The organism is Methylobacterium sp. Gmos1, from assembly GCF_053764715.1.
Genome location: NZ_JBSNCC010000001.1, coordinates 183010 through 196356, shown reverse-complemented (window position 1 = coordinate 196356; position 13347 = coordinate 183010). Strand labels below are relative to the sequence as shown.

Sequence of the window (13347 nt, the reverse complement as noted above, 5' to 3'; positions counted from 1 at the left end):
CAAGCTCGATCAGCGACCGAAGTCTCTCAAGGGACGTCGCCCCATGCCTCGGTCAGGATGCCACACCGGCCACTTCGTTCACGAAGCGGGGATTGACCCAATACCGCTGCGTTTATGTGCCATGCCTCCCCGGACTAACTCACCGGAAGTCTCATGGTCCATACCGGCTACAACCCCGCCTTCGTCGTGCTCTCCGTCATCATCGCGGTGTTCGCGTCCTACGCCGCACTCGACCTCGGCTCTCGCGTCAGCGGTCGGAACGCCGGGCCACGCTGGGCATGGGGAGCCGGGGCGGCCATCGCCATGGGCGGCGGCATCTGGTCGATGCACTTCGTCGGCATGCTGGCCTTCGAGATGGGCATGCCGGCCGCCTACGATCTCGGCCTGACGCTGCTGTCGCTCGTCATCGCGATCGGATCGACGGCCGCAGGCTTTGCCTGGGTCGGGCTTCGGGGAACCAGCATCTCGTCGCTGCTGATCGCGGGTCCGCTCATGGGCGTCGGGGTGGCGGCCATGCACTACACCGGCATGGCCGCGATGCGGGTGCCGGGCAACCTCGCCTACGATCCGGCCATCGTCGCGGCTTCTGTCGCCATCGCAGTGACGGCCGCGACAGCTGCCCTGTGGCTGGCGTTCCGCAGGAACAAGCCGTGGCAGAAGCTCGCCGCGGCCTGCGTGATGGGCCTGGCGGTCGCTGGAATGCACTATACCGGCATGGCGGCGGGGACTTTCACCGCCGAGGAAGCGGGTGCGCACGCCGCGCACGCGACCGCGCTCGGCGTCAATCAGCAGAATCTGGCGCTGGCCGTGGCCGGTGTGACTTTCGTCATCCTGTTCTTGGCGATGATGGCAGGCTCGTTCGACCAGCGCCGGGCGCAGCAGCGCCTGCACATCAGCGAGCAACGCTTCCGGTCGGCGGTGCAAGCCGTGGACGGGGTGATGTGGACGGCCGACGCTTCCGGCAATTTCGTCGAGGAGCAGCCCGGCTGGGAGACGATCTCCGGCCAGAACCTGGCCGAGTACCGCGGCGGCGGTTGGTCGGCCGCCGTCCATCCCGAGGACCTGGCGGAGACGCAACGGGTGTGGGGGGAGGCGGTCCGGAGCGTAACGTCCTACGTCGTCGAGCACCGGCTTCGGTCCCCTGACGGATCATGGAGGCACTATTCCGTGCGGGCCGTGCCCGTGCGCGACGCCGAGGGGTCGATCCGGGAATGGGTCGGCGTCCACACGGACGTCACCGAACGCCACGCGCACGAGCAAGCCCTGAAGGAGGCGCGGGACTCGGCAGAGGAGCATAGTCGCGCCAAGAGCCGCTTCCTCGCCAACATGAGCCACGAACTGCGCACGCCGCTCTCGGCGGTCATCGGCTACTCGGAGATGCTGGAGGAGGAAGCCGAGGAACTCGGCCAGGACAGCCTCCTGAAGGATCTCGGCAAGATCAAATCGAACGCGCAGCATCTGCTCGGCCTGATCAACGACGTCCTCGACCTGTCGAAGGTCGAGGCGGAAAAGATGGAAATCTATCCCGAGGACATCGACGTTGCCACCTTCGTCGCTGATGCGGCAGCCACCGTCGACGCCCTGGTGGGCAAGAAGGGCAACGTCCTGGTGCTCGACGTCGGTAGCGATGTCGGCCAAGCGCGAACGGATGCGGTGAAGCTGCGTCAGTGCCTGTTCAACCTGCTCTCGAACGCGGCGAAGTTCACCGAGGGCGGGACCATCACCCTGCGGGCCGGCCGTGAGGCTGACGCCGGCAGCCAATGGCTCCGGTTCACCGTTCAGGATACCGGCATCGGCATGAGCCCGGAGCAGGTCGGGCGCCTGTTCCAGCGCTTCACCCAGGCCGACGAGAGCACCACGCGCAACTACGGCGGGACCGGCCTGGGGCTGGCGCTCAGCCGCGCCTTCGCGCAGCTGCTCGGCGGCGACATCACGGTGGAGAGCGTCGAGGGTCGAGGCACGAGCTTCACCCTCCGGGTTCCGGCGGTGGCCCCGGAGCCGAGCAGCGAGGGGGAGCCGGCGGCTTCGGAGAACCAGTTCACGTCGGGCGACCTCGTGCTCGTGATCGACGACGAAGCCAGCCAGCGTGAGCTGATGACCCGGTTCCTCGAGCGTCAATCATTCGCCGTTCGCACCGCCGGCGATGGGCGCACCGGACTCGATCTGGCGCGGTCGCTCCGGCCGCGAGCCATCCTCCTCGACGTGATGATGCCGGAGATGGACGGTTGGTCGGTGCTCGCCGCCCTGAAGGCTGACCCGGAGACGGCCGGCATCCCGGTGGTGATGGTCAGCTTCGTCGCCGATGCGGCGCTCAGCGTCTCCCTCGGGGCAGTCGAGGCGGTGCCGAAGCCGGTCGACTGGACCCGCCTGCGGACGATCTTGGACCAGTTCCGGGCCGCAGAGGGCGATGTGCTCGTGGTCGACGATGATGCCGATATGCGTCACCGCCTGAGAACGGTGCTGGAGCGCAACGGCTGGACCGTCAGCGAGGCCGGGAACGGATGCGAGGCGCTCGACCAAGTCCGGCACGGCGTACCCCGGCTCGTGCTCCTCGACCTGACCATGCCGGTGATGGATGGGTTCTCGTTCCTCGACCAGCTCCGGCTCCTGCCCGGCTGCGCCGATGTCCCCGTGGTAGTGCTCAGCGCCCGCAGCATCACCGCAGCGGAACGCGATCGCCTGTCCGAGGCCGATCGGGTGCTGCGCAAGGGCGACGCCAGCTTGCAGGACATCGCTACCGAACTGCGCAAGATCGACAACCGCCAGATGGATACGGAACCAGCGACTGCAGGCCAGAGGTCGTCGCGAAATTGACGTCGATGGATCCGGGAGATGACAGACACTGTGGTGCCGGGATGACGAGCTCGGCTTTGCGGAAGGCTGCCGAGGGGCGAGAGCGGTCCCGGATACGCCCGAGCCAACCGGGCCCCGGCCCTACGCCGCCTTGCGCCGCCCCGACACCTCCGCCACCGCGATCCCGCCCAGCACCAGGGCGAGGGCCGAGGCCTCGACGAGGCCGAACGGCTCGCCCACCAGCCCCACCGCCAGGATCGCCCCGAAGGCCGGCACCAGGTTGTTGAACAGCCCGGCGCGGTTCGGGCCGATCGTCTCGACCCCGCGCATGTAGGCGAGCTGCGCGACCAGCGACGGCCCGAGCGCCGTGAAGGCGATGAGCGCCCAGCCGGCGGCGCCGGGCCACAGGGTGCGGCCGGCGGCCCATTCGGCGGCGAGGAGCGGCACCGAGGTCGCCCAGGCGGCGACCGCCATGGCGGCGAAGAAGGCGAGGCCCGGCACCGCCGGCCGCGAGGGCAGGGCGATGGTGTAGCCGGCGTAGAACAGGCAGGCGAGCAGCACCAGGAGGTCGCCGCGGTTGAAATCCATTGCCCGCAGCCGCGCGAGATCGCCGTGGCTTGCCACCAGCACCACCCCGGCAAGCGTGATCGCGGCGCCGACGACCTGGCCGCCCCGCACCGCGACCCCGCGGACGAGGAAGTTCAGGACCAGCACCAGGACCGGGATCGTGCCCTCGATCAAGGACAGGTTGACGGCGCTCGTCAGCGCGCCGGCCTCGTAGGTGAGCGCGTTGAAGCCGGTATAGCCGACGCCGCCCATCAGCAGGATCAGCGGCCAGTGCGCCCACAGGGTGCGCCGGTGGGCCCAGGTCTCGCGCCCGGCCATCGCGGCGATCGCCGTCAGCGCGATCGACCAGCGCAGCGCCACCAGCGCCTGCGGCGAGACGAGGCCGACCGCGACCTTGCTCGCCACAGCGTTGCCGGCCCAGAGAAACGTGGCGAAGGCGAGAAGCGCGTAGGCCGTCGCGGCCGACGTTCTCCTCACGCAAGCGCCATCAGGAAGCGCTCGATCAGCTCCAGGGCCCGCTGGCTCATGGCGAGGTTGTAGCGGATGAAGACGTGGCAGCCGCCGGTATAGACCGACGTGTAGCCGCCGTTGTTGGCCGCCGCCCAGCGCATCGACATGAACAGGGTGTCGTCGAGGAGCGGGTCGCGGGTGCCGACCGAGAACAGGGCCGGGGGCAGGCCGGCGAGGTCGGCGTAGAGCGGCGACACGTCGGGCGAGCGCCGGGCGACGCCCTCCGGCACGAAGCCGTCGGCGAAGCGGCGGATGTCGGTGGAGTTGAGGACCAAGCGCTCGTCGCCCCAGTTGCGGGCGCTCGCGGTGACGCCGAGGTCGTAGAGGCCGGAGAACAGGTTGGCACCGCGAAAGGCCTTCGGCAGCCGGTGGCGGTCGCGCAGGCGCAGCATCGTCATCACGCTCAAGTGCGCGCCGACCGATTCGCCGCCGATGGTCAGCGCCTCGACCCCGAACAGCTTGCGGCCCTCGTGGTGGAGCCAGAGCGCGGCGGCCTCGCAATCGTCGATCGGGGCCGGGTAGGGGTGCTCGGGCGCCAGCCGGTACTCGACCGAGACGCAGACGAAGCCGCAGCGCTCGGCGATGCGCTCGAGCCAGGGGTCCTGCTCGTCGGCCCCGCCCCAGATCCAGCCGCCGGAATGGATGTGCAGGTAGGCGCCCCGGGCCTTGCGCTGCGGCCGGATCACCCTGAGCGCCAGCGGCCCGCCGGGCCCCGGGATCGTGATCGTCTCGGCCCGGCCGCTGCGGGGCATCGCCGGATAGGCGAGGCTGCCGCGCCGGCGGCGCTCGCGCACCTCGGCCACCGGCATGGACCAGGGGTCCGGCGCCTGGCCTTGAGCGGCGATGATCTCCCGGTTCAGCCGCTCGGCGTCGGGATCGGTTTTCGCCGGGTCGAAGAGCGCGTGGTCGATCATGCTCGGGGTATCAATCTCGCGGCGCTGCGCCGCCGGCCGTCGGGCGGCGGAGCGTCTCGGGGTTGCGGGCGGGCCACCGTCCTGCCCGGTGTGGCACACCGGGTATCTTGGGATAATCCGCGGAGGTTGCCATCTCAGGTCCGGATTGCCAAACGGTGCAATGCGCCGGGCCGCGCCGGGTTTCGTCCAGGATGTGACAATCCCGCAACGCTCTGGGGGCGTTGCGTCACGGTTCACCACCACGCCGCATCGGCAGGGTCGCGAGGAAGCATGAGCGAGCAGAGATTCCACCGGCCCTTCGGCGGGCAGGGCCCCGATCCCCGCGTCGGGCCGCAATTCGGCCAGGACCCCTACGGCAACGGGCCGTACGGCGAGGGCTACCGGCCGGAGCAGCGCTCGAACCTCCACCGCTTCCTCGGCGGCTCGCCGGGGGCGGTGCTGGTGCGGCTGGTCTTCCTGTCGCTCCTCGTCGGCGCCGGCATGGCGATGATGGGGGTGACGCCCGGCCTCCTGTTCGCCCAGGCCTACGACACGATCCACTCGCTGATCGCGCTCGGCTTCGAGACCTTCCACGATGCCGGCCGCTGGTTCGTCGCCGGCGCCGTGGTGGTGGTGCCGCTCTGGCTCCTGTCGCGCGTCTTCGCCCGCGGGCGCTGACCGGCGATGCAGCCTGCCGCCCCGAGCCGGCCCGGCGAGAGCCCGGAGGTCACGCACCGCCGGATCCTCGCGCTCGCCCTGCCGATGACGCTCGCCAACGTCACGACGCCGCTCCTCGGCCTCGTCGGGACGGCGGCGGTGGGGCGGCTCGGCGACGCGTCCCTGCTCGGGGCGCTGGCGCTCGGCGCGGTGGTGTTCGACTACCTGTTCTGGACCTTCGGAGCCCTGCGCATGGCCACCGCCGGCCTCACCGCGCAGGCGACCGGGGCGGGGGATCGCGCGGAGATCGACCGCGCCCTCGCCCGGGCGCTGGCGGTGGCGCTCGCCGTCGGCCTCGTCATGGTGGCGGCGCAGGGGCCGCTCGGGGCGGTGGCGATCCGGCTGTTCGGCGCCAGCCCGGCGGTGAACGCGGCGCTCGCCGGCTACGTCGCGATCCGGATCTGGTGCGCGCCGTTCACGCTCGCGAACTACGCCATCCTCGGCTCGACCCTCGGGCGCGGCCGCACCGATCTCGGCCTCGGGCTGCAGGTCGCGATCAACGTGGTCAACGTCGCGCTCACCCTGCTCTTCGTCCTCGGCCTCGGCTACGGCGTCGCCGGTGCGGCGCTCGCCACCCTGCTGGCGGAGGTCGCCGGCACGATCCTCGGCCTCGTCGTGCTGCGCCGCCTCGGCTCGCGGCCCTGGCGCGTGCCTCTTCCCGAGATCGTCGAGCGCGCCGGCCTTGCCCGGATGCTCTCCGTCAACGGCGACGTGATGGTGCGCACCCTGGCGCTCATCACCGCGCTCGCCCTGTTCACCGGGCTCGGGGCCAGGGCCGGCGACGCGACGCTCGCGGCGAACGCCGTGCTCCAGAACCTCTTCCTGATCGGCAGCTTCTTCCTCGACGGCTTTGCCACCGCGGCCGAGGTGCTGTGCGGGCAGGCGCTCGGCGCCCGGAACGAGGGCGCGTTCCGGGGCGCGGTGCGCCTCTCGCTCGCCTGGTGCCTCGGCTTCGCGCTGGCAGTCTCCGGCCTCTTCCTCGTCGTCGGCGGGCCGTTCATCGACGCCATCACCACCGCGCCGGAGGTGCGGGGGCTCGCGCGCGACTACCTCGTCTTCGCCGCCCTGACGCCGCTCGCGGCGGCCGCCGCCTTCGCGTTCGACGGCGTCTATATCGGGGCGACCTGGACCCGGGCGATGCGCAACCTGATGCTGGCGGCGCTCGCGGTCGACGCCGCGATGCTGGCGGCGACGCGCGACCTCGGCAATACCGGGCTGTGGCTCGCCATGCTGACCTTCCTCGCCGCCCGCGGCCTCGGCCAGGCCGCGCTCTATCCCCGGCTTTCGGCCGGCGCCTTCCCGCGCCCGCGGGTCGGGACCCTGACGGAGGCGGTGCGATGAACGCGACGATCTCGGGCGGATGCCGGTGCGGCGCGGTGCGCTACGAGGCGGCGGACGAGGCCTGGAACGTCACGGTCTGCCACTGCGTCGATTGCCGCCGCGCTACCGGCGCGCCGATGGTCGGCTGGCTCACCGTGCGGCGGGAATCCTGCCGCTTCAGCGCGGATCCGGCCTGGTTCCGCTCCAGCCCGCGTGCCGAGCGCGGTTTCTGCCCGGCCTGCGGCACGCCGCTCGCCTACCGGGCCGACGACCTGCCGGGCGAGATCGACCTGACGCTCGCGAGCCTCGACGACCCGGAGCGCTTCCCCCCGCGCGACCATGTCTGGGTTTCGCGCCGCCTGTCCTGGGTCGCGCTGCCGCCCGGGCTGCCGGCCTATCCGCGGGCGCGCGAATCCTGAACGGCTCCCCCGAAGACTCCGCCGCACGAGACGATCCCGCATGACGATGGCGGACCCGACCGCTCCCCTGAAGGCCGACGCGCCGTACCCGGCTCCCTACCTGGCCCCCCGCGCGGTCGACGACCCGGCGGCCTGCACCTTCAACCACACCATCGACCTGCCCGGCCACGGCACCGTGGAGGGGGCCTGGGACCTGCGGGCGGGGCTCGACGCGTATCTCGGCCACGTCGCGGTGGCGGGCAAGCGCGTGCTCGATTTCGGCGCCACCAGCGGCTTCCTCGGCTTTGCCATGGAGGCGCGCGGGGCCGAGGTGGTCTCCTACGACTTCGCCGGCGAGGCCTGCTGGGAGATGGTGCCGTATCCGGATTTCGAGCGCGCGGTGATCGCGCCGGAGATCCGCAACCACCTGCGCCGGTTCGAGAACGCCTACTGGTACGCCCACGCGGCGCTCGGCTCGCGCTCGCGCCGGGCCGGCGGCTCGCTCTACGAGGTGCCAACGGCGGTCGGCCCCGTCGACGTCGCGGTGCTCGGCAACGCGCTCACGCGCCTGCGCGACCCGTTCCGGGCCCTCCACGGCGCCCTGCGGCTCACCCGCGAGACCGTGGTGGTGACCGAGATGCTGCCGAAATCGCTGCAGTTCCTGCGCTACCTGCCGCGCAGCCTCGGCCTGCCGGTGTTCCTGCTGCCCCGCTCCGACCAGCGGATCCGCTTCGACGCCTGGTGGACCATCGCGCCGACCACGATGCAGGAATTCCTCGCGATCCTGGGCTTCGGCGAGTCGGTGGTGACCTATCACCGCCAGTCGCTGCTCGGGCAGAAGCGGCTCTGCTACACGGTCGTGGCGCGGCGCACCGAGCCGACGAACCCGGAATTGTGAGGGTTCGAGGTCCAGGCGTACCTGGAAGCCCTCTCACCTCCGCGCCCCTGAGAACCAGGCCGGACCGAGGGAGGGAGCCCGAAGGGCGGCCCGTCCGCTCACCCCGCCTTCGGCCGGAACGCCACCAGGGCCATGTCGTCCCGGCGCGGCTCGTCCCCGCGATGGGCGGCGAGCGCCGCCTCCAGGGCCGCCACCTGGCCGGCGAGGGGCAGGTCCCGGTGCCGCCCCAGGATCTCGGCGACGCCGCGATGGCCCAGGAGGCGCCGGGACGCCCCGCCCATCTGGTCGCTGACCCCGTCGGTCATCAGGAAGACGGTCTGGTCGTCGCGGAGCGGCACCGCGACCGCCGCGAACGGCTCCTCCCGCCCCGTGCGCCGGTAGCCGAGGCCGTGGCGCCGGCCCTTGATCCGGGTGGTCTCGCGATCGGTCAGCAGCGTCAGGGCGAGGCCGGCGCCGGCGAAGTGCAGGACGCCGCCCGCCCGGTCGACGACGCAGATCCCGCAATCGAGCCCGTCATCCGACCCGTCGGGTGCGCTCGTCTCCTGTCGCAGCCGCACCCGCACCACGCCGTCGAGGGCGGCCAGGATCTCGTCCGGACGGCGCATGGCCTGATCGTGCAGGATCCGGTCGAGGGCGGTCGCGACGATCAGGGTCAGGAAGGCGCCGGGCACGCCGTGGCCGGTGCAATCGGCCACCACCACGATGCCGAGGCCGTCGATCTCCTCGATCCAGTAATAGTCACCGCCGACGACGTGCAGCGGCTCCCACAGAACCGCGACCTCGAGCCCGCTGTCGCGCAGGGCGGCGGGCCCCGGCAGCACCGCCTGCTGGATGCGGCGGGCGTAACCTAAGCTCTCCATCACCAGGCCGTTCGCCTCGGCCAGCTGCGCATGGGTGCGCTCGAGTTCGGCCAGCAGGTGGCGGGCCTCGTCGCCGCTCCTCAACCCCTCGACCATGCGGTTGAAGGCGGCGGAGATGTCGGCGATCTCGCGGCTCGGCCGGCGGCGTCCGGCGAGGTCGACGGTGACCCAGTGCTTGTGCTCGACCTGCCCCATGGCGGCGAGGAGCCGGCGCAACGGCGCCAGCACGTGGCGGCCGACCGCCAGCCGTAACGAGAGCGCGAAGGCCAGGATCAGCGCCAGGCTGGCGCAGAGCACCATCACGATCTGCTTCTCGGCGTTGGCCCGCAGGCCCTCCGCCGACAGGACCAGGGTCAGGCTGCCGGCGGGCTGGTCGGCTGGGCCGGGATCGATCTCGGCCGCGACCTGGATGCGCTCGAAGCTGCGCCCCCGCGGCTCGTCGCCGAACCGCCCGACGACGCCCCCCGCGGCGTCGCGCAGCAGGGCGAAGCGGAAGGCGGGATCGAGGGCGAGCGCCTGGAGCTGGGGCCGGTGATCGGACGGCCAGCCCGGGCGGGCGAGCGCCCGGGCCGTCATGTCCGCCATCATCTGGGCGCGCTCACCCTCGATCCGGATCTGGTCGCCGTAATTGACCCAGGCGATCACCACCTGGGTCGCCAGCACCACCGCGGCGATCACCGGCGACAGGCGCAGGAACAGGGTGTGGGCGAGGCCGTCGAGGTTGCGGCCCCGCGCCGCGCCGCGCAGGGCCCCGGGGCGCATCGTGTCGGCGCCGCCGTCCTGCGTCGTCGGCACCCCGGCGAGGCCGGGACCGGCGCGCGCGTCACCCCGGCGCATCGGCCCGGCGCCGCGCAAGGAGCCGCCGCGGCGGGGTGCCTCCTGCGCCAGGGGTTCGCCGCTCAACCCGCGGCCTCCGGCGCGGGGGCCCGCTCGACCCGGTTGCGGCCGCCGTGCTTGGCGGCGTAGAGCGCCGCGTCGGCCCGGCGCATCGCCGCCTGGAGGCTCTCCTCCGGCGCCGCCGCGGCGAGCCCGATGCTGACCGTGATGCCGATCGGCCCGCCCTCGGTGGCGACGGGGTTGGCCGCCACGGCCGCGCGGATGCGCTCGGCGATCACCGCCCCGTCCTCGAGCCCGGTCTCGACCAGCAGGATCGCAAATTCCTCGCCCCCGAGCCGCCCGACGGCGTCGAGGGAGCGCAGGGCCGAGCGGCAGGCGGCGACGAAGGCGATCAGCGCCGCGTCGCCGGCGGCGTGGCCGTGGCTGTCGTTGACGAGCTTGAACCGGTCGATGTCGAGCATCAGCAGGCAGGCGCCCTGACCGGCCCGGCGCGGCCAGTCGCGGGCGCAGACCTCCAGGAAGCGCCGGCGGGCGAGGGCCCCGGTCAGCGGGTCGGTGTCGGCGAGCCGGCGCAGCTCCGCCTCCAGGCGGGCACTGGTCTCGATCTCGCCCGACAGGGCCTCGTTGAGGGATTGCAGGTCGCGCTGCTGCTCGGCGAGGCGCTTGTTGGCCTTCTGGAGGTCGGCCTGCATCCGGTCGCTCAGGCGCACCAGCCGGCGCTGCTCGCGGTAGCCCCGGCGATAGGCCTCAGCCAGCACCTTCACCCCGTCCGCCACCGCGGCGAGCTGGGTCAGCATCACCTCGGTCCGGTCGAGGACGGCCTCCTCGTTGTCGAACAGGCTGAAGACGTTGGCCGGCCCGCCGGCGCGCGGGCCGCCCTCCGCCCCGCCTCCGTCGGGCTCCGGCGGCGCGCCGCCGCCGGTCGTGCGCCCGCCCGGGCCCGCCCTGGTCGTCATGCCGCCGTCTCCTGCACCATCTCGAACCGGGCATGCGAGAAGTCGGCCGCGAAATCCTCGCCGGCCTCCGCGATGGTGTCGTCTCCCTCGGCGTAGAGCCAGCGGATCGTCACGTGGCGGCCGGCCTCGGCGGCGTCCTCGAGGGGCATGAACAGGTTCATCAAGGCCTTGGCGCTCGATGAGTTGAAGTACGACAGGGCGACGTCGACGGTGAGCGCGCCGCCCTCCTCGTCGAGGCAGGCGCGCAGGGCCTGGAGCAGCGGGCCGTAGAAGGCCGCCGCATCCTCGGGGTAGGATTCGCCGCGCAGGAGCAGGCGCCCGGCGGCGAAGTCGAAATCGACCAGCGGCGAGCGGCTGGTGGCGGGGATCTGGATCCGGTCCATGTCGCGGCGCCTCAGATGAAGGCCTTGAGGCAGAAGAACGAGCGGTCGTCGCCGCGAGCCTGGAAGTCGTACTCGACCGGGGCGCTGGAGCGCCGGGCGATCTCGATCAGCCCGATGCTGCCGCCGAGGCTGCCCTCGTCGGCGGGCTGGCGCAGCCGCTCGCGGTAGTACTTCTTCAGCTCGTCGCCCGACAGGCCGGCGATGTGGTCGAGCCGGGCGCGCAGGGCCGTGACGTGCTCGCCCGGGACCTCGTTGCCGCAGGCGACGAAGAAGCGCCCGTTCTCGATCCCGACCACGATCAGGCCGGCGCTCACCATGCCTCCGCTCGGCGAGCCGTGCGGCACGAGCTTGTCGGCGGAGTAGCGGATGACGTTCTGGGCCTGCTCGACGAAGATCGAGAACACGCGCTTGGACACGCCCGCGTCGGTCTCGCCCTGCTGCATGCGCAGCTTCAGGACCTCGCCGAGGGAGAACAGCACGTTCTCCGACAGGTCGCCGCCGAACGACAGGATGATGCCGTTGCGCCGGGACGCCTCGTGGAACGCCAGGAAGTCAGTTGCGAGCACCGCTCTCTCCCGCTCGGGGACGCTGCCGGCCGGAAAAGCCCTTCGCCCGGACCGTCCGCGCTGCGGGTGCGGACCGGCCGGACACAATGTTAGCCCACAGAGGCTGACCAGAGTGTTACTGCGCGGGTCAAGGGATGTCCTGCAACAAGTCGACGAAAAATTCATCGCCCGATCGCCCGGGAGCGGTTTTCGTCCAGGATGCGATGAAAATATTTGCGATCTGCTTTCTAGTTGTGCAGCCGAGGTCGTTCCTGAAGCGCGGACATGGTACGGGCAAAACGGTGCGCCGGGGTCGCGTCGGGCCGACGTCACGCACCGGGGAGTTCTTCGGCGGCCGATTCGCCCGTCCGATGCCGGGATCAGCGCCGTCTCCCGCGCCCCTTGCGGCCGGCCGGCCGCGCGGGCAGCATCGCGGCGTCGGCGGAGCGCGTCCGGGCATGGTCGAGATCAAGCGGCGCCGGTCCTTCGAGGCCGGGCATCGGCTGAAGTTCATGGTGCTGGTCGACGAGACGCCGGAATGCGACCGGGCGGTGCATTTCGCCGTGCGCCGGGCGGCGCGGCTCGGGGCCCGGGTGGTGATGCTGGCGGTGGCCGAGCCGCCCGAGACGATGGAATGGCTCGGCGTCGGCGACGCGATGCGGGCCGAGGCCGAGGCCGAGACCTCCGCGCGCCTGGAGGCGCTGGCGGCGGCCGCGCGACAGGCCGCGGGCGTCGACCCCGAACTCGTGGTGCGCACCGGCGAGCGCGCCGACGCGATCCTGCGCCAGATCGAGGCCGACGAGGATATCGGCTTCCTGGTGCTCGCCGCCGCCTCCGGCAGCGACGGGCCGGGCCCGCTCGTCACCTCGATCGCCGGGCGCAGCGCCGGCAGCTTCCCGGTGCCGGTGGTGATCGTGCCGGGCGCCCTGAGCGAGGCGGAGATCACCGCGCTCGCCGGATGAGCGCGCTCCATTGAGCTTTCGCCCGTTCGGGTCCACATCTGCGGGCAGGCGCGCGTCCCCTCGCGGTCCCGCGCCGTTCCCGGCCGGCCTTGAACCGGCGCAGAGAACTCTTTCGAGGATCACCGATGTTCATCCAGACCGAAGCCACCCCGAACCCCGCCACCCTGAAGTTCCTGCCCGGCAAGGTCGTGCTGCCCGACGGCACCTTCGAGGCGCGGGACGAGGGCGCCGCTTCGCGCTCGCCGCTCGCCCGCGCGCTGTTTAGCGTCGAGGGCGTCTCCGGCGTCTATCTCGGTCACGACTTCATCTCGGTGACCAAGGCCGAGGGCGAGCCCGGGTGGCCGCAGGTCAAGCCCGCGGTGCTCGGCGCGATCATGGAGCACTTCATGTCGGGGGCCCCGGTCCTCGAGGCCGGCCACGCCCCGGAGGAGGCGGCGGAGGAGTTCTTCGACGAGGCCGACGCCGACACGGTCGCGACCATCAAGGACCTGCTCGAGACCCGGGTGCGCCCGGCGGTGGCCGGCGACGGCGGCGACATCACCTTCCGGGGATTTCGCGACGGCGTGGTCTTCCTGGAGATGAAGGGCGCCTGCTCCGGCTGCCCGTCCTCCACCGCCACCCTGCGCCAGGGCGTGCAGAACCTCTTCCGCCACTTCCTGCCCGACGTGCGCGAGGTCCAGGCGGTCGCCTGAGCCGGTACGGCGCCCG

The 13347-nt window shown here is 72.1% G+C and carries 13 protein-coding genes; 7 read left to right on the top strand and 6 right to left on the bottom strand.

Annotated elements, in window-relative coordinates:
• Window positions 1-153 precede the first annotated feature (153 nt).
• Window positions 154-2814, top strand: a complete 2661-nt coding sequence (locus ACS5PV_RS00925) for an MHYT domain-containing protein (RefSeq protein ID WP_455393512.1) — start codon at window positions 154-156, stop codon at window positions 2812-2814.
• A gap of 120 nt (window positions 2815-2934) precedes the next feature.
• On the opposite strand, the gene ACS5PV_RS00920 is transcribed toward ACS5PV_RS00925, so the two are convergent.
• Complete coding sequence (locus ACS5PV_RS00920) at window positions 2935-3837, bottom strand: DMT family transporter (protein ID WP_455393511.1); 903 nt, start codon at window positions 3835-3837, stop codon at window positions 2935-2937.
• Entirely contained in the window at window positions 3834-4784 is a 951-nt protein-coding gene (locus tag ACS5PV_RS00915; RefSeq protein WP_455393510.1) for an alpha/beta hydrolase, read from the bottom strand. Before ACS5PV_RS00915 ends, ACS5PV_RS00920 begins: the two co-directional genes overlap by 4 nt.
• 270 nt (window positions 4785-5054) lie before the next feature.
• Here ACS5PV_RS00915 and ACS5PV_RS00910 point away from each other — a divergent pair, with 270 nt between their 5' ends.
• The 4 genes from ACS5PV_RS00910 to ACS5PV_RS00895 are packed head-to-tail and all read left to right on the top strand — an operon-like array spanning window position 5055 to window position 8096.
• Window positions 5055-5441 carry a DUF6460 domain-containing protein gene (locus ACS5PV_RS00910; protein WP_455393509.1) on the top strand — a complete coding sequence of 129 codons (387 nt, stop codon included), beginning with the start codon at window positions 5055-5057 and terminating at the stop codon, window positions 5439-5441.
• A gap of 6 nt (window positions 5442-5447) precedes the next feature.
• Window positions 5448-6821, top strand: a complete 1374-nt coding sequence (locus ACS5PV_RS00905; protein WP_455393508.1) for an MATE family efflux transporter — start codon at window positions 5448-5450, stop codon at window positions 6819-6821.
• A complete protein-coding gene (locus tag ACS5PV_RS00900; protein WP_455393507.1) occupies window positions 6818-7219 on the top strand; it encodes a GFA family protein in 402 nt (133 codons plus the stop codon). The genes ACS5PV_RS00905 and ACS5PV_RS00900 overlap by 4 nt, the downstream gene beginning before the upstream one ends.
• Before the next feature lie 40 nt (window positions 7220-7259).
• The gene (locus ACS5PV_RS00895; protein WP_455393506.1) at window positions 7260-8096 is read left to right on the top strand and encodes a class I SAM-dependent methyltransferase; all 837 of its coding nucleotides are present in this window, start codon (window positions 7260-7262) and stop codon (window positions 8094-8096) included.
• 98 nt (window positions 8097-8194) lie between these two features.
• Here ACS5PV_RS00895 and ACS5PV_RS00890 read toward each other — a convergent pair whose 3' ends face one another.
• Genes ACS5PV_RS00890 through ACS5PV_RS00875 form a run of 4 tightly spaced genes read right to left on the bottom strand, consistent with a single transcriptional unit; the run spans window position 8195 to window position 11698 of the window.
• Window positions 8195-9859 (bottom strand): SpoIIE family protein phosphatase, encoded by a 1665-nt coding sequence (locus tag ACS5PV_RS00890; RefSeq protein ID WP_455393505.1) that lies wholly within the window; start codon window positions 9857-9859, stop codon window positions 8195-8197.
• Entirely contained in the window at window positions 9856-10749 is an 894-nt protein-coding gene (locus ACS5PV_RS00885) for a GGDEF domain-containing protein (protein ID WP_455393504.1), read from the bottom strand. Before ACS5PV_RS00885 ends, ACS5PV_RS00890 begins: the two co-directional genes overlap by 4 nt.
• Window positions 10746-11132 (bottom strand): DUF1987 domain-containing protein, encoded by a 387-nt coding sequence (locus ACS5PV_RS00880; protein ID WP_455393503.1) that lies wholly within the window; start codon window positions 11130-11132, stop codon window positions 10746-10748. Before ACS5PV_RS00880 ends, ACS5PV_RS00885 begins: the two co-directional genes overlap by 4 nt.
• Window positions 11133-11143: 11 nt before the next feature.
• Entirely contained in the window at window positions 11144-11698 is a 555-nt protein-coding gene (locus tag ACS5PV_RS00875; protein ID WP_455393502.1) for a SiaB family protein kinase, read from the bottom strand.
• Window positions 11699-12135: 437 nt separating this feature from the next.
• Between ACS5PV_RS00875 and ACS5PV_RS00870 the strand changes: the two genes are divergently transcribed.
• Both ACS5PV_RS00870 and ACS5PV_RS00865 read left to right on the top strand, forming a co-directional pair.
• On the top strand, window positions 12136-12639 hold the full coding sequence (locus ACS5PV_RS00870; protein WP_455393501.1) for a universal stress protein: 504 nt from the start codon (window positions 12136-12138) through the stop codon (window positions 12637-12639).
• A gap of 125 nt (window positions 12640-12764) precedes the next feature.
• Window positions 12765-13331 carry a NifU family protein gene (locus ACS5PV_RS00865; RefSeq protein WP_455393500.1) on the top strand — a complete coding sequence of 189 codons (567 nt, stop codon included), beginning with the start codon at window positions 12765-12767 and terminating at the stop codon, window positions 13329-13331.
• Window positions 13332-13347 lie beyond the last annotated feature (16 nt).